The sequence below is a fragment of the Paracoccus stylophorae genome, from assembly GCF_028553765.1.
GTDB classification, from domain to species: Bacteria; Pseudomonadota; Alphaproteobacteria; order Rhodobacterales; family Rhodobacteraceae; genus Paracoccus; species Paracoccus stylophorae.
Genome location: NZ_CP067134.1, coordinates 1,301,442 through 1,318,074 on the forward strand (window position 1 = coordinate 1,301,442; position 16,633 = coordinate 1,318,074).

At 69.2% G+C, this 16,633-nt stretch carries 19 protein-coding genes; 1 reads left to right on the forward strand and 18 read right to left on the reverse strand.

Annotation, left to right across the window (positions count from 1 at the left end; all coding sequences use genetic code 11):
- Positions 1 to 9 precede the first annotated feature (9 nt).
- The 14 genes from JHW45_RS06390 to JHW45_RS06455 all read right to left on the reverse strand — a co-directional run bounded on the left by JHW45_RS06390 (position 10) and on the right by JHW45_RS06455 (position 12,185).
- Positions 10 to 3,975 (reverse strand): baseplate multidomain protein megatron, encoded by a 3,966-nt coding sequence (locus tag JHW45_RS06390; RefSeq protein WP_272860077.1) that lies wholly within the window; start codon positions 3,973 to 3,975, stop codon positions 10 to 12.
- 9 nt (positions 3,976 to 3,984) lie between these two features.
- Positions 3,985 to 4,419: an NlpC/P60 family protein gene (locus JHW45_RS06395; RefSeq protein WP_272860078.1), complete on the reverse strand. Its 435-nt coding sequence runs from the start codon at positions 4,417 to 4,419 to the stop codon at positions 3,985 to 3,987.
- Positions 4,416 to 5,300, reverse strand: a complete 885-nt coding sequence (locus JHW45_RS06400) for a DUF2163 domain-containing protein (RefSeq protein WP_272860079.1) — start codon at positions 5,298 to 5,300, stop codon at positions 4,416 to 4,418. The genes JHW45_RS06395 and JHW45_RS06400 overlap by 4 nt, the downstream gene beginning before the upstream one ends.
- Before the next feature lie 126 nt (positions 5,301 to 5,426).
- Positions 5,427 to 5,657 carry a hypothetical protein gene (locus JHW45_RS06405; protein ID WP_272860080.1) on the reverse strand — a complete coding sequence of 77 codons (231 nt, stop codon included), beginning with the start codon at positions 5,655 to 5,657 and terminating at the stop codon, positions 5,427 to 5,429.
- Positions 5,658 to 5,743: 86 nt separating this feature from the next.
- Positions 5,744 to 5,974, reverse strand: coding sequence for a hypothetical protein (locus JHW45_RS06410; RefSeq protein ID WP_272860081.1), 231 nt, complete (start codon positions 5,972 to 5,974; stop codon positions 5,744 to 5,746).
- A 4-nt stretch (positions 5,975 to 5,978) separates the two neighbouring features.
- The gene (locus JHW45_RS06415) at positions 5,979 to 6,623 is read right to left on the reverse strand and encodes a lysozyme (protein ID WP_272860082.1); all 645 of its coding nucleotides are present in this window, start codon (positions 6,621 to 6,623) and stop codon (positions 5,979 to 5,981) included.
- 4 nt (positions 6,624 to 6,627) lie between these two features.
- Entirely contained in the window at positions 6,628 to 6,759 is a 132-nt protein-coding gene (locus JHW45_RS06420) for a hypothetical protein (RefSeq protein ID WP_272860083.1), read from the reverse strand.
- Positions 6,752 to 7,102: a hypothetical protein gene (locus JHW45_RS06425; RefSeq protein WP_272860084.1), complete on the reverse strand. Its 351-nt coding sequence runs from the start codon at positions 7,100 to 7,102 to the stop codon at positions 6,752 to 6,754. Before JHW45_RS06425 ends, JHW45_RS06420 begins: the two co-directional genes overlap by 8 nt.
- Complete coding sequence (locus tag JHW45_RS06430) at positions 7,099 to 7,725, reverse strand: DUF2460 domain-containing protein (RefSeq protein WP_272860085.1); 627 nt, start codon at positions 7,723 to 7,725, stop codon at positions 7,099 to 7,101. Before JHW45_RS06430 ends, JHW45_RS06425 begins: the two co-directional genes overlap by 4 nt.
- Positions 7,726 to 7,728: 3 nt before the next feature.
- Positions 7,729 to 10,143 (reverse strand): phage tail tape measure C-terminal domain-containing protein, encoded by a 2,415-nt coding sequence (locus JHW45_RS06435; protein WP_272860086.1) that lies wholly within the window; start codon positions 10,141 to 10,143, stop codon positions 7,729 to 7,731.
- Complete coding sequence (locus JHW45_RS06440) at positions 10,136 to 10,264, reverse strand: DUF7697 family protein (protein ID WP_255453286.1); 129 nt, start codon at positions 10,262 to 10,264, stop codon at positions 10,136 to 10,138. Before JHW45_RS06440 ends, JHW45_RS06435 begins: the two co-directional genes overlap by 8 nt.
- A 98-nt stretch (positions 10,265 to 10,362) precedes the next feature.
- Complete coding sequence (locus JHW45_RS06445) at positions 10,363 to 10,800, reverse strand: hypothetical protein (RefSeq protein ID WP_272860087.1); 438 nt, start codon at positions 10,798 to 10,800, stop codon at positions 10,363 to 10,365.
- Complete coding sequence (locus JHW45_RS06450; RefSeq protein ID WP_272860088.1) at positions 10,800 to 11,741, reverse strand: phage tail tube protein; 942 nt, start codon at positions 11,739 to 11,741, stop codon at positions 10,800 to 10,802. Before JHW45_RS06450 ends, JHW45_RS06445 begins: the two co-directional genes overlap by 1 nt.
- Before the next feature lie 24 nt (positions 11,742 to 11,765).
- Positions 11,766 to 12,185, reverse strand: a complete 420-nt coding sequence (locus tag JHW45_RS06455) for an acyl-CoA transferase (protein ID WP_272860089.1) — start codon at positions 12,183 to 12,185, stop codon at positions 11,766 to 11,768.
- A 99-nt stretch (positions 12,186 to 12,284) separates the two neighbouring features.
- On the opposite strand from JHW45_RS06455, the gene JHW45_RS06460 reads away from it, so the two are divergent.
- Positions 12,285 to 13,157, forward strand: a complete 873-nt coding sequence (locus JHW45_RS06460; RefSeq protein WP_272860090.1) for a GIY-YIG nuclease family protein — start codon at positions 12,285 to 12,287, stop codon at positions 13,155 to 13,157.
- A 60-nt stretch (positions 13,158 to 13,217) separates the two neighbouring features.
- Here the strand turns inward: JHW45_RS06460 and JHW45_RS06465 are convergent, their stop codons facing one another.
- From JHW45_RS06465 to JHW45_RS06480, 4 genes are all read right to left on the reverse strand, one after another.
- Positions 13,218 to 13,847 carry a DUF6441 family protein gene (locus tag JHW45_RS06465; RefSeq protein WP_272860091.1) on the reverse strand — a complete coding sequence of 210 codons (630 nt, stop codon included), beginning with the start codon at positions 13,845 to 13,847 and terminating at the stop codon, positions 13,218 to 13,220.
- Positions 13,844 to 14,155, reverse strand: coding sequence for a head-tail joining protein (locus JHW45_RS06470; protein ID WP_272860092.1), 312 nt, complete (start codon positions 14,153 to 14,155; stop codon positions 13,844 to 13,846). Before JHW45_RS06470 ends, JHW45_RS06465 begins: the two co-directional genes overlap by 4 nt.
- A complete protein-coding gene (locus tag JHW45_RS06475; protein ID WP_036720074.1) occupies positions 14,155 to 14,490 on the reverse strand; it encodes a DUF2190 family protein in 336 nt (111 codons plus the stop codon). The genes JHW45_RS06470 and JHW45_RS06475 overlap by 1 nt, the downstream gene beginning before the upstream one ends.
- A gap of 77 nt (positions 14,491 to 14,567) precedes the next feature.
- Entirely contained in the window at positions 14,568 to 16,631 is a 2,064-nt protein-coding gene (locus JHW45_RS06480; RefSeq protein WP_272860093.1) for a prohead protease/major capsid protein fusion protein, read from the reverse strand.
- Positions 16,632 to 16,633: the final 2 nt, after the last annotated feature.

Below are 16,633 nucleotides of genomic sequence, written 5' to 3' on the forward strand. Positions count from 1 at the left end.
GGTTGGCTTTCAGAACGTGAGCGTGACAGTTTTCGGCGCGCCCCGCCCGACGAGGGCGGAGAGCTGGTAGATGCGGATGTTGACGGTGTCGCCGGGGGCGAGCGGCGCGCCCCAGTCGGCGCTCTGCTGGGCGGCGGTGTAGACGGCGCTGGTGGTGGCCGCGCTCAGCACCCGCTTCACGGCCGCGCCGTCGAGGATCTCGACCTCGTAGGTTTCCAGTTCCTCCGCCAGCGGCACCTCCAGCCCGCCCCAGCTGTCGGCGGAAAGAGCGCGGGACCGGCGCGTCCAGCGGATGGTCAGATCGCCGGGCGTGCGTGGGCGACGCCACGGCTGCTCGACATGGGCGACAGAGAAGGGCCGCAGTCCCGCGCCCGCGGGGGTAAAGGTCTGCGCCACATAGGTCTCGTCGCTGACCGGGCGGCTGGCCGGGCCGATGCGCCAGTTCCACGGGATGCCAAGATCGGCCTCGGCGATCGGCAGCGACGCGAGGCTGTCGTCCAGCACCACCACCCGCGCGCCGGCGGGCGCCGGGTTGCCCATGGCACCTTCCGTGCCGCGCTGTCCGCGCAGAAGCCGGGTGAGCCGATATCGACCGGGCGCGAGCAGCTCGGCCGCGCCGGCCTGCACGATCTCCCAGACCCCAGGCGCGCTCTCGATGGCAAGCGCGTTGGCGCCCCCGAACAGGGTCAGGTCGGTGACGCTTTCCAACGTGCCGGTGAGCAGATCGACCACAAGCGCATTTCCGAAATCGAAGCGCGAGGTGGGGCCCGCGTAGAAGTCGGAGACCAGCTGGCCAATCCGGGCGCGACTGCCGAACGTCGTCAGCAGCTCGAAGCCATCGGTCGAGGGGCTGCGGAACACCGCAATCTCGCCGGGCCAGGGAACCGCATGCGCGACGACCATCGGCCGATGCGCGGGCTGGTCCTCGGTCAGCTGCGGCAGGTCCATCAGCACCGCGTCCGGCGCGCCGAACACCACGGCGCGCGTCAGCGACGCCGCGCGGGGATCGCCGGGCGGCAGGTCGTAGGTCGCGCGATCCTGGCGGACCGCCTCGATGCCGCGAGCCTCCGCGTCGGCGATGGAGACGAGCCGCAGGTCGACCAGCCGCCCGTCATGGGCGAGCCGGATCGGGTCCGCCGGATCGAGCGCGAGCCGCGAGGGCGGCAGACGGAATGCCGCCGTCTCGCGCCCCACCCACGCCTCCATCAGCGCGCGGCGGCAGCGCCGCTCGGCTTCCTCGGGCGGCACCGCCATCGGGAAGCTCTCCGAGGCGATCCGTGTCGTGTCGACGGTGATGCGCCGCGCCTCGACGAGGGCCGCGTCGTAATCCTCGTCGGCGCGGGCGACCTGCCACTTCAGCGCCTGCGGCAGTTCCGTCTCCTGGCCCCGCGTCAGTTCCAGCACGTCGCCCTCGCGGGCGGCCACAAGATCGTCGGGATCGAACGTGGCGACCGACGCCCGGCCACGCATGATGAAACGGATCACGCCCTCGGTCTCCACGGCGTCGAAGCCGAAGTGGCGCGACAGCGTGGTGATCGACGCGCGCGGACTCTCCAGCGCCGTGATGGCGTAGCCCTCGACCGCGCCCCAAAGCCCGGTGACGTCGATGCGGTCCTCGGGCAGCCCGGCGCGCAGGCAGAGGTGCCGCACGAGCGCGGCAAGCGACACCGCCCCGAGCCGCCCCGTCAGCCAGTGGCCGAGCCGCCAGTTCGCGCCGTCCGTCCAGACGTCGGTCAGCGCCGGGAAGAACGGATAGGGCCGCGCGTCCCAGGTCCAGGCGGCGCATTCGGGCACATGCACCATCCGGCCACCGTAGACCGACGAGAGTGGGTTGTTCGCCGGGGTGCCCCACCAGAGATACGTCGCCTCGAGATAGGCCCGCTGGATCGCGTCGTCGCGCCAGCCCCGCGAGAAATGCGGCGTGAAGCTTTCCGAGGACTTCGGGTCGAAGAAGACGTTGGGCTGGTTGGTGCCCCGGTCGATGGCGGGACAGCCCAACTCGGTGAACCAGATCGGCTTGGATTGCGGCGTCCATGCCGTCGGCGTCCCGCTCTCCACCCCGCCCGGCCGGTCGTAATGCGCGTTCGACCACCAGGCGCGCAGATCCTTGTAGCGGAAGACCCACGGCTTGGCCGCCGCGCCGTCAGTGATCGGGGTCCGCACCTGCGCGGTGCGATCCGCCGCGCTGGCATAGAACCAGTCGAAGCCTTCGCCCCCCGCGATGTTCCCCTGCAGGTAGGCCCGGTCGTAGATCGCGGGCCAGCCCTCGGCCGCATCCGCGTGCTCGAACCCGTCGCGCCAGTCCGACAGCGGCATGTAGTTGTCGATCCCGACGAAATCGATCTCCGGATCGGCCCAGAGCGGGTCGAGGTGGAAGAACACGTCGCCGCTGCCATCGCCCGGCTGGTGCCCGAAATACTCGCTCCAGTCGGCCGCATAGCCGATCCTGGTGCCGGACCCGAGGATCGAGCGGACATCCGCGAGGAGGTCCCGATAGGCCTGCACCGCCGGATAGGCGCTGGCGCCCGAGCGGATCGTTGTCAGCCCCGGCATCTCGGTGCCGATGAGGAACGCATCGACCCCGCCTGCCGCCGCGCAGAGATGGGCGTAGTGCAGCACCATCCGCCGCAGGCCCCAGTCGCCAGGCGTGCCTGCCCACGAAACCGACTGACCCGCGACGCTGAAGCTGGCGGGCGTCGCCGTGCCGAACAGCGCCGCGACCTGGCTTGCCGCCGTGGCGGTCTTGTCCACGGTCCCGGCGTAGCCCGCCGCAGGCGAACAGGTGATCCGGCCGCGCCAGGGGAAGACCGGCTGGCCGGTCTCGGCGGCGTTGTCGGAATACGGGTTCGGCAGCGTGTTGCCGGGCGGCACGTCCATCAGGATGAACGGATAGAAGGTAACCCGCAGCCCGCGCCCCTTCATCTCCTGGATTGCCTGCACCACCGCGAAGTCCGACGGCGTGCCGCCATAGACGGGGCGGTCCTGATCGTCGCGGCTGACCAGAAAGGCATTGGCGCGGCTGACGCCGTTCACCGACCAGCTGGCGGGCGTGGTCGATTTGGCCGACACCTCGACGCCGGGCCGCACCTTGCACGATGCCGCGCGAAGGTCGTCGCCGAACCAGGCCACCACGAGGCTGACGCTCTCGACCGCCGGGGCCATGGCCTGCAGCCGGTCCAGCGCCTCCACCATGTCCGTGGTGTCTGCCAGCGCGTTCAGGTTCTCGGGCACCGTCGCGCCGCCATCGGTCTTGCGGATGGCCTGCGTTGCATAGGTGAACTCGCCCGAGGCGGGGATCATGGTGACGGCGCGGGTAAGCCCCTCGGCGGTGTCGGGATCGGCGAGCGGCCGGAAGACTTCGAAGGACAGCTGCGGCAGGCGGTTGCCGTAGGTCGAAAGCGCCAGTTCCTCGAAGACGACATAGGCGGTGCCGCGATAGGCGGGCGTGTTGGCTGCGCCCATCTTCCCCGCAATGAACGGGTCCGCCGTCTGCGCCTCGTCGCCGGGATACCAGCGCCAGGTGACGCCGGAGAGGTCCATCGGCTTGCCGTCGGCCCAGATCCGGCCAATGCCGGTGATCGGGCCTTCACACAAGGCCACCGCGAAGCTGGCGTAGTACAGATACTCGGTGGTCTTGACCTTGCCGCCCCCGCCGCCCTTGCCGCCGCCCTGCGTCGTGGTCTTCGTCTCCTCGCGGAAATCGGTCGCCCAGATGATGTTGCCGCCCATCCGCATCCGGCCATAGAGCCGCGGGATCACCGCGCCCTCGGTGGCCGAGGTGATGCGCAGCGTGTCGAGCCGCGCGCCCTCGATGCGCTGGGTCGGCGCCAGCGACGAGATGATCCAGCTGTCGACGACCGAGCCGATGCTCGAGCCGATGAAGCCGCCGATGGTCGCGGCGCTCACGCCGAGGATCGCCCCGCCGATCGAACCGCCGATGGCGGCGCCGGCTGCACCGAGAACAAGCGTTGCCATGTCGGGGTCTCAGCGTTGCGGGAAGAGGAAGGCGAAGGCGATGCGCCGCCGCCAGGATGGGGTGAGCGGTTCCTCGATCACGCCGAGCCGCTCATAGGCGTGGAGGAAGGTGTCGGGACCAGTCAGGATCCCGACATGCTTGGCGATGGCGCGAGGCTTCATGCGGAACAGGACCAGCGCACCGGGACCGGCTGCCGTTGGTTGCATCTCGATCATCATCCGCCGCGCACCCTCGGCTAGAACCTCGCGGGGGCCGGTCTCGCCCCAGTCGCGGCTATAGGGCGGGATCGGGAACGGCTCGGGGCCGACGACCTCGCGCCAGACGCCCCGCGCCAACCCAAGGCAGTCGCAGCCGATGCCGCGCAGGCTGGCCTGATCGTGATACGGCGTGCCGAGCCAGGAGCGCGCAATTGCGATGACGCGGGTGGGATCGGCGGAGGTCACAGCACGGACCCCTCATGCCCGCCATCCTTCGTGGCGTAGCGTAGAACTGTGTCCTGGCCCGGGATGTGCGGGAAGCCGCGGAAGTTGGCGGTGTTGGCGAACTTCGCGCCACAGGTCTCGATCCGCTTGTCGCAGCCCGCGCGGATGGTGAAGGCGTCGCCGTCGGCGATGGACCGCACCGGCGCCTCGAGCAGCGTCAGCACCGCGATGCCGTCCGTCACGTCATGGCCCAAAACCTCGGTGCGTCGTCCGGCGTTCGCTCCGCTCGTCCAGTCCAGCGTGCCGAAGGTGAACCAGCCGGAGGCGAAGCCGCCGAGGCCCGAGGCGGTGAAGGACCGGTCGCGCAGCAGATCGATCACTGCGCCCGTGCCCTTGTAGGCCGGGCCCTCCAGATCGACGCCGCAGCGTGCATCGCCGAGCGCGGCATCGCAGGTCGCCTGGAAAGTCCGCCCGACCGTCTGGCCGAGCACATGCGCAAGCGAGCGGACCTCGGCAACGAAGGCCAGCCGCCCGCGCCGGATCTGGCCGATGGCGCCGCGCCGCATCAGCACGCGCTGGCTCGTATCGGTCCAGTTCACCCGCCAGACCTCGACCTCTCCATTGTCCCAGCGGCCGTCGAGAATGTCGGTCTCGGTGATCCGGTCCGAGGTCAGCACACCCTCGGCATCCTGCGCGTCGACCGAGAGGTCCGAGCCCGAGCGCACCTCGGACGCAGTGAGCCCGCTCTCGGGTTCGAAGTCCGTGCCATCGAAGCTGAGCGTCCGGTCGTGATCGGTGAAGCCGAAGCTCACGCCGTCGACGCGGGTGATCCGCCAGCACCAGGCAAGAGTTGTTGTGCCGTCGTCGAGATGGGCCTGGAAGCCGTGCGAGAGGGTTTTCATCGGCAGGTTCCCGTCATGCGGTCGTCCAGATCGGCGATCCAGTCCGCCCAGTCCGGCGGCACCTCCGCGACAGTCTCGGCAGGAGGCCGGGCGAGCCGCGCCTCGGCATAGGAGGCACAGCCCGCATCACCAGCGCCCATCGTTGCGGCGCAGCCGGTCAGCAGGATCGTGAGCGCCGCGGCCATCGCGAACCGCGTCGCGCCCGCGCTCGACGCGCTCGTTCTTGTCTTGCATGGCATCGCGTTCCGCCTCCCGTTTGCCCACGCGCTCCCCTTCCGTGCGCCCCCAGACCCGACCGAGGACGACACCTCCAACCGCGGCTAGCGCCGCGACCAGCCAGATCAGGAGCTCAGCCATCGTCCCGCTCTCCGCGGGCTGCGGCCACGCAGAGGGCGATGACGAAGACGCCGAGGCAGCCGCCAACAATCAGACCTGCGAAGAACTCAAGCATCGCCGCGGAACCCCCGCTCGATCCGGTCCCGCAGGCCGATTAGGCCGAGCCCGAGGAACATGAGCCCCGCGGGCGAGGCGTCGCCACTGCCGGCGAGCAGCGCGACCAGGCGGGACAGCTCGGCGAGGGGTCCGGTCGCGGGCAGTGCGAGCGACGCGATGCCGGTGAGCATGGCGAGCAGGCCCGCCCACCAGGTCATGGAATTGGGTCGGACGTAGCGCATGGGATCAGGCCCTCCGGATCAGGTTGGAGAAGAAGGCGGCCAGCCGGGCGAGCCAGCCGCTCGGCGGTGGGGTGACTGGGGCATCGCTCTGCGCGGGCCGCAGGAGCGCCAGCGCTTCGCTCTCCGCCAGCCGCCGGACAGGCTGCGAGAAATCCACGCATCCCGTGCTGTCCACGGACCAGACCGGGATCGTGCCGCCGGGATAGCGGGCGTGGCGGAACAGGTCGCGCTCGGCTTCCCGCCGCGGAATGATCGCCGCCGGTCGCCGCCAGTTCAGAAAAGCGTCGGCGGCTGCAAGGCGATTTCCGGCATTGAGATGTCGGGTCAGCGCAGCCTTCGCGATGCCACCGGTATTGTAGTGGAAGCTGACCAGCGCATCGAACTCGTGCGGCTTGAGCGGCACCGTCACGGCGTGCAGGACGGCGGCCTCGTAAGCAGCCAAGTCGGCCCGGAAAACCCGGAACGCTTCGCGGATCCCGGCGTCGAGATCGGCGGGCATACCGCGCGGCATCGTGGCCGGATCGGGCGGCCCGGCGGCGGCGGTGTGGCCGATGCCGAAGGTCCAGACCTGTTTCACATCGAGATAGGGCCCGGGCACGATTCCTTCGTGCCGGACGAGGGCCAAGAGGCCCCGGTCGGTCATGTGCATGGGATTACCGGAGAAGCGAGAGGATCAGGATCAGAGCCGCGACGGCGAGGCCGACGCGCAGGCGATGGGTAAAGGCCGCTCGAGGGTCGGCCAGGTCGCAGCGGAGGGACCGCGCAAGGCGGAAAAGCTCATTCATCGCCGCCGCCTTCGTTGGCGCGGCGCAGTCGGGCGAGCAGCATCTCGATGAAGGCCGGGCCGAAGACCCCGACGAGATAGGCGGCCGAGCCCGCCGCCCCGCCCGCGGGGATCGCTTCGGGCGGAAGGCTGAGCCAGGCGGTGATCACGGCCATGGAGAGGCTGCCCATCCCGGCGGCGATCAGCCCGCCGAGCAGGATATGCCGGAGCGCTTCGCGCAGCCGCATCTTCGTGGTCAGTGCGTTCGTCGCGCCCCCGAGCGCGCCCCAGGCGGCGAGGATCACGGCGGTCGAGGCCGCGAGCTCGCGCAGCACGGCCGCAACGAAGCTGCCGGTGTCGTTCATCGCCGGATCTCCAGAAGCGGAATGGAGGTGATCGAGCCGAGCCGCTCGAGGTCGAGCGTCACGTCGAGCACGTCGGTGTCGAAGCGGACGGGCACGTCGAACTCGAAGCCCGCGGTGATCGCGACGCCAGCGCCCGGAGCGGCGCTGAAGGTGACGAGGCCGGTTGTCGTGTCGACCGACCAGCCGGAGGGCTGATCGACCCCGCCGAGCGCAATGCGCACGGTGCCCGCCACCGGCTTGGCGATGGTGCGCGTCCAGGATTGCGCGCCGGAGGCGTAGCGCTTCACCAGCTGGAAGGTGGTCGTCGCGCCGTCGCCGGTGCCAATGAGCTGGTCGGTCGGCACCGGTGTGCCCGAAGGCAGACAGGACTTGTGGTCACCCCAATCCTTGAACCGGAAGCTGTGGAGCCTGCCGTTGCGCGCTTCGAAGAAGGCGACGACCGCCGCCAGATCGTCCGCGCGGCGGATGCCGTAGGCGACGTCGTAGCGGCGGCGAGAGTTGGCCCAGCTGGCGTTGCGCTCCTCGTCGCCTGAGGCGAGCTCGACGATCTGCGTGCGCCGCTCCGGCCCGCCCCGTGCGCCCCGGCTGATGTCGTCCGGGAACCGGACCTCGTGAAACGCCATGGCTCAGAGCCCCCTGCGTCCGAGCGAGACCGCACGGGCGATGTCGGCCGCAACCTGTGTGCGGGATTGCCGGAAGCTCTCGGCGTCACGCGCCATGATGGTGACGGTGACCCCGCCCGCGCCGTAGCTCTGCGCCTCGCGCCGCGACAGCACCCGCTCGCCCCGCTGCAGGATCGCGGGCACCTCGTCGTGGCGAAGTCCCGCCATGCCGCCGCTGTGCATCCGAGGCGCAGCGGCGAAGGCCATGGCCGGAACCAAGCGCGAGGGGCCAGCGGAGCCGACTATCCCGCCCGCGTGCAGGACGTTGGCGAAGATGCCGCCCGCCCCGGAGAATACGCCGGAGAGCGCATTGGCGATCGGCCCCAGGATGAACCGCCGCGCCGCCAGCTGGGCGAGATCGGCCAGCAGCGAGGTGACGAGGTCGCGGAAGTTCAGCTTCCCGGTCCGGACGAAATCGCCAACGGCGTTCTCGGCCGACTGGAAGGCGCCGACCAGGCTCTGGCCGATGTCGCCGCCGATCTCGCGGGCCTTGCTGGCGTAATCAGACAGCGCGGCCGTAACCGCCTGCCATCCGGTGACCGCGGTCTCCACATTGGGCTCGGCTGCGGCAGCAGCGGCGCCTGAAGCGGCACCGGCATCGGTCGCGGCCTGTCCGGCGCTGTCGAGCGCGGTCTCGAACCGCTCCGCCGCGGCCGTGGCCTCGGCCAGCGCATCGGCGCCGTCCTCGTCGGTGCCACGCACTGCATCCCGCAGCGCCTGCCAGCTTTCGAGCGGCGCGCGGGCCCCTTCGGCCAGATCGTGCGCGGTGCCCCGGTAGAGGTTCGCCGATTCGAGCGCGCGGTTCGCCGCCTCGGTCAGGCCGAGATCGGGCGCGGTCAGCGGGTTGTCCTCGAACGCCCGGTCGAACGCCACCTGCGCCGCCGTCGTGGCGGCACTGGCTGCCCCCTCGAAGCGGTTCTCGATCTCGCCGAGATCGAGGTCCGGCACCAGCGAGATGCGCCGCTCCGACCCTAGGGCTTCAAGCCCCTCGTTGATGCCGCCGATGAAGCCGTTGATGCGTGAGACCACGCCGTTCAGCATCGCCTCCACGCCATCGACCAGGCTGTTCGCGGCCTGGAACGCCAGATCGCCGATGGCGGCGGGCAGCAGACCCCAGATCGCCTTGATCGCGTCGTAGGCGCCTTCGAAGGTGTTCGCCGCGGTATTGCCGAATCCGACGACACTCTCGATGGCGCTCTGCATGCCCGACGCGGCGTCGGCCTTCAGGTCGAAGAACATCGCCGTGGCGGCCGCGCCCGCCCCCGCCGCACCCATCTTGATGCGTTCCCAGACCTCGACCGCCAGGTCTTTCAGCAGCGACATCGCCTCGCCGAAGCCGCCTGCACCGGAGACGAGCCGGGTGAACTGATAGACAAGCTCGCCCGCGCCGACGATCAGGGCGCCGATGCCGGTTCGGATCAGCGCCCCGCGCAGCACGACAAGCGCCGTGGCGAGGCCGCGTACGGAGAGCGCTGCAGCGGCCATGCCAGCCACCCAGCGACCCGCGAGGAACGCGGCGAAGGTGGCGGCATAGGTTGTCAGGCGGCCGATATTGTCGAAGAGAACGCGGATCGCGATGCCGAGCGGGCCAGTGCGGCTGGCCACCGCCGCCATGGCGTTGGCGACGGCTTCCAGTGCCGGGGCTGCGGCGACGGCCAGCTGGTTGGAGAGCCCACGCCAGATCAGCCCAAGCCGAGAGATGGCGTCGTTCGTCCGCTCGATCTGGTCGGCATCCTGTTCGGAGACGACTACACCGAAGGCGAGGACATCCTCCGTCGCCTGGCGCAGCGTAGCGGTGTCGATCCGGCTCATCGCGATGGAGCCTTCCTCGCCGAAGAGCTGCCCCGCCACGGCTGCTCGCTCGGCGGCGGGCACGAAGTTCTCGATGGCCGCGTTGATGGCGCCGACCCGCTGGTCCAGCGGCAGGGCGATCAGCTCATTGGCCGAGAGCCCCAGCCGGTCGAGCGCATCGGCGGCGGGGCCGGTCCCGGCGGCCGCCTGGCTCAGACGGCGCGTCAGATCCTTGGTGGCCTGTTCGATGCCGGACATCGACACGCCCGCCAGCTCGCCCGCGCGCTCGAGCGTCTGGATCGAGGCGACGGTGGTGCCAAGCGACTGTGCGAGCTTGGCCTGCGCATCGACGATCTGAAGGCCGGAGCGGACCATCGCCACGCCTGCAGCGGCAGCGGCGGCCACGGCAGCGGCTGCCGCGACCCGGACACGCCGCGAGAAGGCAGCGAGCCGGGCGTTGGCAGCTTCCATTTCCCGGCTCAGCCGTCCGAAACCTCGGGCGCCGGCCTCGCCGACGCCTTCCAGCTCGGCACGCACCTGCCGACCACCGACCGCCGCAAGGCGGACGCTGACGCGTTTTTCAGCCATTGGGGCGTTCCATCTGTTCGTTGAGTTTGGCCACCATCACCGCTTCGATCACGGGCAGCAGTTCGGCCATGGCGAGCGGCGGCACGCCGAGGGCGTCCCCGAGCGCCAGTGCGGCGGACATGTCCCAGCCGATCACCGCGCCGGGCAGAACACGCAGCTGGCCGCCGAGACGGCCGACGAGGTCCCAGACCTGCCAACCCTCCGGAGTTTCCGGACGGTTCAGCCGCGCCGGGCAGTCCGGGCAGGCTTGCGCGCAGGCTTGGCAATATCGGTCGCCCCCGCCGAAGGACCATTCGGCAAGAGCGCGGAGGCGTTTTTTTCCTGTTCCAGCAGCAGCCCCTTCGAGACGTAGGTCAGCTGGAAAGCCTCGAAGATCGGCCAGACGTCGAGCAATGCGTCGATGGCCTCGGGGCTCGGGTCGATCGCGTTGCCTTCCGCATCGCCGATACCCTCCCAGGCGAGCACCGCGCGGCGCGCAAGCGCCTTGGCGAACGCGACGGCACGTTCCTCGTCGGAAGCCTCCTCGGACACCGCTTCGACAGCGGGATCGTTGCGCGTCGCCACCATCAGCGCGGTGGTCAGCGGGCGCAGCTGCACCCGCACGCCGGGCGCGAGGTCGTGCCAGCGCGGCGCATTGGTCAGGTCGAGCGTCAGCATCAATACGTCTCCACGTCGTTCACGAGGGTGGCGGTGCACATCCGGCCGACGACGCTGTCGCGCGCCGCCTGCCAGTCGAAGGTCGCCTGCACGCCCTGCGGCCCGGAAATCTCGATGCGCGGGCGCGGCAGGTAGACGGCGTGCACGGTGAAGGTGAAGCTCTCGCCGGACGGCAGGACATAGGCGAATTCCATCTCGCAGGCCTCGCCGTTGATCGCCTGCGTCACCAGCGTCTGATCGGCGAAGCGTACCTCGATCCGTCCCGTGAGCGCCGCGATGGACGGGTCCGCCCCGTCGATGCGATCATCCGAGCGGATGGTCTCGATGCGGTCGAGGTTGTTGGCATAGGTGATCTCGGCCGAGACCACATTGCCGAGCGCCGTGCCGTCGCGCGTGATCGATCCGTTGAAATGCCCGAAGCGCTTCAGCTCCAGCGCGGCGGGCGTCCCGGCGCTGGTCGTCGTGCCCACCGTCTCGCCCTGCGCGACCAGCCGCGCGGTTGCGGTCAGCAGCCCCGAGCGCTGCATCTGCCAGGTGATCTGGTCGAGCACGCAGCCGGAATACATCGCATAGCGCGGCACCTCCGGCATGCCGGTCTCGATCGACATGCTGGGCAGCGTCCAGGACCCCGACTGGAACTCGTGGCTGTACGGGGCTTCCGCGCCCGTGGTCGTGGGCGCGCCGAACGCGGCCTTCAGCCAGAAGCCGAAGGCTTCGGCGTCGAGCGGCACGACGACATCGCCATCGGCCGTCACCGCGTCCTTGATCGGCGCCAGCGGATCGCGGCCGTAGCCGAGAAGCTCTGAGTTCAGCAGCGGCTGCTCCGCGCCGAGCGAACTGCTGGCGAAGGGCATGCGGGTGAAGCCGCTGGCGGGCGGCGTTCCATAGGTCGTCTCGAACGCAAGCGCCATCAGCGCCCGCGCCCCTTGGGCTCGTGCCATGTTCGTCTCCTGTGGTCGGTTGGGTCAGGCCAGCTGGTCGGCCGTGGAATAGTGCAACACCACCGGAATCACGGCGGCCTTCAGGCTCGCCGCGCCCTCGACCGGCAGGTCGACCGGGCGCGGCGCTTCCGCCTCGACCCAGTCGCAGAGCCCGCCCAACGTGCGGTCGGCGGCGAGCGCGGTGCCGATGCTGGCGGTCAGCGTGTCGAAGGCGGCGTCACGGTCGGCACCTTGGACCACCGCCTCGATCTCGGCGCTGTGCTGGTAGTGGTAAGCCAGCGGCGACAACGTCACCTCGGGCTCACCCGGCTCGCCGTCGCGCAGGATCAGCAGGCCATTGGCCGGCACGCGCTCGGGCAGCACCTCGCCGCGCAGGGCCGTGGCGGGCAGCGCCGAAAGCCGCGCGTGCAGCGCGGTGAGGATGGTTTCACGAGGGCTGTGCATGGAAATCCTCGATGACTTCAGTGAAGATCATCAACGTGACCTTTACCCTAGGGCTGACTTCGATGCTAAGCTGCTTTTCGGTGGCAAAATGAGAGCGGCATGACCGGGCTATTCTATACCTATGTTTGGGGCACCCACGGTCGCCGTGGTGGGCCACTAACATTTACCAGCAAACAGAACCGCACGGTTGCCATCCGCAGCACGCAGGAGGGCGATCTCGTTTTTGGCGTGGTCAGCCGAAATCCTGGTGATCCAGATGTCCAGATCCCTGACGAGCTGAGGGGGCGGGTCGCGAACGTCTGGCAGATCAGCCACGGCACTGCAGACACTGCCGAATTCGGGATCGAGGCCCAGAATTCCTGGGACCGACTTGAAGACGGCAGCTATCGATGGCCGTTTGCTCTCCAACCGATCCGAACGTGGATTATTCGAGATGCTCCCGAGTTTCGCGATTTACCCGGCTACACTCCATCGACACATACACAAAGGGCCATCACAACGGTTCAGGAGCTAGGTGACGAGCTTGCAGCTACACTGAAAGACCTCTTGGCTACGAACGGTGAAGAGTTGGAGGTGATGACGCCGCGCTTCCAGACCATGGCAAGCCGTGTGAACCAGCTTCGCCAAAAACATCCATTCGCCCTCAACGGCTATTCCGTCCAGCCAAACGTCGAAGCCACCAACTGCATATACATCGCTACGCTGGGAAAAACCGGCCGCGTATTGAAAATTGGTCATGCGCAGGACGCGAAGCAGCGCTTAATCGAGTTCAACAAGTTCCGGCTTTCCAACGAGCCTCAGTGGGTGCTGCACACGGACCAGCCAATAGGTTCGGTGCAAGACGCCATTGAGGTTGAGAAGTATCTCGGCGAGGCGTTCGCGAAACATCGGACGGAGACGAACAACAACGAAATCTATGTCGATCTTGATCCGATGGCCGTTCTGACGAAATTGGCAACGTTTCGTCGCTAAGGGCAACGGGCCGGGGAGTATCAATTGCTGGCGAGCGTTGGGAAACTCTGAGCGCCGCAGTCAAAGTCTTCCCTCCGCCCAGTTGGCGACAATCAGCCCCGGCACACTGTCCAACGCCCGGTCTGCATCCCGAGCCAGATCCAGCCGCTTCGGCAGCTTGACCTGCGGCACCAGCAGGAAGATCGGCGCAGTGACCTTTCCGCGCCCGGTCTTGGAGCGCGACACGACCGCCTGGCCCTTCGTGTTCAGCCGTCCTTCCGCCACCAGCAAGCTCGGCCCGGTCCGGCGATAGACGAAGCGCAGGCGCAGCCCGCGTCGCCGTTCCCATTCACCGGGCGTGATGCGGCCGCCGCGCAGGGACTTGCCCGCGGCGGGCAGCGGGATCGCCAGCCAGAACCCGTTTTTCGAGCGGATCAGCGGCCCCGTGTCATGCGCGCCCACGATGACCGGAGCCTTGGACCAGACCAGTGCCGCGGCGTCCAGGCTCTCGCCCGACCTCGGGAAGTTCTGGCTCCGGATTGAGTTGGCCAGCCGTGTGCCGAGACCTGCGCCGGTGATCTGCAGCCGCCACGCTGACTTCAGCCCGGTTCCAGCTTCGCGCATGGCGGCCGTCACGGCGCGCTCGCCCGCCGCGATCTCGGCCGCCATCATCGCAACGATGTCGGGATCGATGTCGAGCTTCAGTTTCACACAGGCCTCAGATCCACGGTCCAGACGAGCCGCTCGCGGTCGCGGACGGGCTCGCCCTGGATGAGGAAGGCATCGCCGTTGATCTCGATCCGGTCGCCGGGGCGTGGGGCTGGAACTTCGGCCACGCGCAGATCGATCCGCGTGGTCTCGGACCAGAGTCGCGCATCGCCGAAGTCGGTGATCGCGTCCGCACGCTGGGCGACGGCGCGCACCAGCACGGGCGCGCCGCCGTCGGCGATGTAGACCGCGTCCCGACCGACGTTCGGATCGGCGAAGAGCGCGCCGACGGCAGCGGCGAAGGCGCTCATCAGAAGCTCGCGTTCAGCCGTACCCGGCCGATGGTGTCGCCGGCGCCGCTCGCCACCGCCTCGACAGCCACGCCGATGAGGGTGTTGTCGGTCGCGACCGTGGTGCAGCGCTTGTTGGTGTCGTCCCAATAGACCTTGGCGCCGACGGCCCAGGCCTGGGAGCCGACCTTTGTGATGTCGAAGATGCCGACGAGCGCGGTCTCGACCGCGTCGCCGAGGGCAGCCGCTCCGGCGGCGATGCCGAAGATGGAGCCCACGAGCAGGCCATCGCCCGAGGCGACGGCATAGGGCGCGGTCAGGGTGATGGTGTTGCCGGGCTGGACGTAGGTTTTCATCGCGAGGGTCCTTTCGGAAAAGCGAAGGGCGGCCCGATTGGACCGCCCGCCTGTCAGGGTTCTGCATGGGGTGCGGGTTACGCGCCCGGGTTCTTGTAGAGGCCGCGCCAGTCGATGGCCTTGGCGCCGAAGTCGAGGCGGCACTTGATCTCGACGCCGTCGACGTCGAAGCCGTTGCGCGTCTCGATGTAGGCGCCCTGCTGACCCTCGAGATAGGCGTACTCGATGGTGTCGATCTGGTTCGGCGAGGCCGCCAGATACCAGGCGGTCTCGCTGGCGGCGTCGAGGCGCGGCTCGCTGATCGGCGCCAGCGTGCGGATCGACTGCGGCACCACGCTGGACGTCGCGGCGGGCACCAGGTTCTGGGCGACCAGCTGCTCGGCCTTCAGTTCCAGCGAGGCGGGCACGATCAGGAAGGCGGGCCGAACGTTCAGCACCGTCTTCTTGTCGAGCCCCGTCTGCCTGGCCATGGCGGCGCGGGCCGCGCCGACACTGCTGACATCGAGCGCCGCGCCGGTGCCCGCGAGGTTCTTGTGGGTGGTGTGGAACAGCGCGTTGCCGTCGGCCATGGCCGGGTTGGCGGTGATGATGCCCCAGACCACGTCCGACTCCAGCTGGGCGATGGAGTTGCCGTACATCGCCGGGATGCGCGTGAAGGCATCGAGATCGTCGTTGATCAGCGTCTGGCGGGTGATCGCGACCACCCGGCCATAGGTCTTGACCTTGTAGCTCTCCTTGCTCTCGCCGAGCGTCCCGCGCTTGAACTCGCCGCTCTCGCCGACCTCCAGCAGCTGCGGCGCTTCGCCGAGTTGGACCCGGTGCATCGCCTTGAAGTCGGTGGCCAGAACCTGACGGCAGAACAGCATGAAGGTGCGGGGATAGGCCTCGTAGGCCTGCCGCAGGGTCTTGTTTGTGACCGCCGACAGGATCTCGGGGAAGTCCGAGGTCGAGTGCAGCGCCCGCGTCGCCACCTCGTCGCGCGACAGGCCCCGCGTATTGACGCCCGCATTGCCGAGGCTCTCGCGGGCCAGTTCCATGAGCGTCATGCCGCGATACTGGCGGGCGGCGTCCTCCAGCTGGAACAGCGTCGGGCTGTAGCGATGCAGGAGCGCGTTCGCCACCGCATCGCGGCGGGTGATGCGCTCGTCCCGGCCGCCGAGGGGGACGGAGACATGGGGGAAGGTCCGGGTTTCGTCCGACTTCGCGGCGACCTGGTCGAGGATCAGGCGGCGGGACTCGTCAACGCTGACGCCGCGCTTGACCAGATCCTCGGCGAAGCCCCGCTCGAGGTTCAGGCGGCCCGCGAGATCGTAGATGGTGGAGACGCGGTCGCGCTCGGCCTCGCGGGCGCGGGTGGCAACCGCTTCGGTGTCGGGCGCAGCGGGGGCATCGGTATTTTGAAGCTTCGGCTGGGTGCGGGTTTCCACTGCGGCGACCTTCGGGTCGGGCGCAGCCGGTTTCGGCTCGGTCATGGGGGTGTCCTCGGTTGCGACCGGCTCGGTCGGCTGGGTGGTGGCGGGGGTTGCGGCGTCGCTCGCCGGGGTCTCGGTCTTGTCCGTCATCGGGGATGCTCCTTGCTCTGTGGGGGCGTCCCGGCGGTGAAGGACGCAGTCGTGAAGGGGATGCTGGGCGCGGAAGCCCGCGGCGGGGTCGGCGCCGACCGCGACGGCGGAGACCTCGAAGGGCGTCCAGTCCACCGCCCGCCAAAGCTCGCGGGCGGCCTCGGGCTTCGAGACCTCGAAGCGGTGGACCTGGTAGCCGATGGAGACCGCGCGGATGTGCCCGGCCTGGATGTCGCGCCAGATCGGCTCGACATCGGCGCGTTCGCTGATCCGGACCAGCGCGATGCCGCGGCCGTTCTCGATCCGGGCAGAGCCCGGCACGACCGAGCCGATCACCGCGTCGAGCGTGTCGAGCTCGTGCACCTTCAGGAACGGCGCGCCCGCGTTCAGCCGGTCGAGCCGGACATGGGCGGGATCGAGGCTCAGCTCCTCGTCGTAGGGCTCCCCGAAGAATGTCGCGCGCCGGACGCGGGCCCCGGCCGACCAGACCACCTCGACGGTGCGGGTGTCGGCATCGGCGGTGTTCGGCGCAAGCTCCGCCGACCGGCGCATGGCCGGCAGTTCGATCATCGTGTCCATGA

What these genes read in the sequence shown, in the direction of transcription:
- JHW45_RS06390 (WP_272860077.1), bottom strand. Translation starts at nt 3,975, where the DNA reads ATGGCAACGCTTGTTCTCGGTGCAGCCGGCGCCGCCATCGGCGGTTCG.
- JHW45_RS06400 (WP_272860079.1), bottom strand. Translation starts at nt 5,300, where the DNA reads ATGAAAACCCTCTCGCACGGCTTCCAGGCCCATCTCGACGACGGCACA.
- JHW45_RS06405 (WP_272860080.1), bottom strand. Translation starts at nt 5,657, where the DNA reads ATGGCTGAGCTCCTGATCTGGCTGGTCGCGGCGCTAGCCGCGGTTGGA.
- JHW45_RS06410 (WP_272860081.1), bottom strand. Translation starts at nt 5,974, where the DNA reads ATGCGCTACGTCCGACCCAATTCCATGACCTGGTGGGCGGGCCTGCTC.
- JHW45_RS06415 (WP_272860082.1), bottom strand. Translation starts at nt 6,623, where the DNA reads ATGCACATGACCGACCGGGGCCTCTTGGCCCTCGTCCGGCACGAAGGA.
- JHW45_RS06420 (WP_272860083.1), bottom strand. Translation starts at nt 6,759, where the DNA reads ATGAATGAGCTTTTCCGCCTTGCGCGGTCCCTCCGCTGCGACCTGGCC.
- JHW45_RS06425 (WP_272860084.1), bottom strand. Translation starts at nt 7,102, where the DNA reads ATGAACGACACCGGCAGCTTCGTTGCGGCCGTGCTGCGCGAGCTCGCG.
- JHW45_RS06430 (WP_272860085.1), bottom strand. Translation starts at nt 7,725, where the DNA reads ATGGCGTTTCACGAGGTCCGGTTCCCGGACGACATCAGCCGGGGCGCA.
- JHW45_RS06435 (WP_272860086.1), bottom strand. Translation starts at nt 10,143, where the DNA reads ATGGCTGAAAAACGCGTCAGCGTCCGCCTTGCGGCGGTCGGTGGTCGG.
- JHW45_RS06440 (WP_255453286.1), bottom strand. Translation starts at nt 10,264, where the DNA reads ATGTCCGCCGCACTGGCGCTCGGGGACGCCCTCGGCGTGCCGCCGCTC.
- JHW45_RS06445 (WP_272860087.1), bottom strand. Translation starts at nt 10,800, where the DNA reads ATGCTGACGCTCGACCTGACCAATGCGCCGCGCTGGCACGACCTCGCG.
- JHW45_RS06450 (WP_272860088.1), bottom strand. Translation starts at nt 11,741, where the DNA reads ATGGCACGAGCCCAAGGGGCGCGGGCGCTGATGGCGCTTGCGTTCGAG.
- JHW45_RS06455 (WP_272860089.1), bottom strand. Translation starts at nt 12,185, where the DNA reads ATGCACAGCCCTCGTGAAACCATCCTCACCGCGCTGCACGCGCGGCTT.
- JHW45_RS06460 (WP_272860090.1), top strand. Translation starts at nt 12,285, where the DNA reads ATGACCGGGCTATTCTATACCTATGTTTGGGGCACCCACGGTCGCCGT.
- JHW45_RS06470 (WP_272860092.1), bottom strand. Translation starts at nt 14,155, where the DNA reads ATGAGCGCCTTCGCCGCTGCCGTCGGCGCGCTCTTCGCCGATCCGAAC.
- JHW45_RS06475 (WP_036720074.1), bottom strand. Translation starts at nt 14,490, where the DNA reads ATGAAAACCTACGTCCAGCCCGGCAACACCATCACCCTGACCGCGCCC.
- JHW45_RS06480 (WP_272860093.1), bottom strand. Translation starts at nt 16,631, where the DNA reads ATGGACACGATGATCGAACTGCCGGCCATGCGCCGGTCGGCGGAGCTT.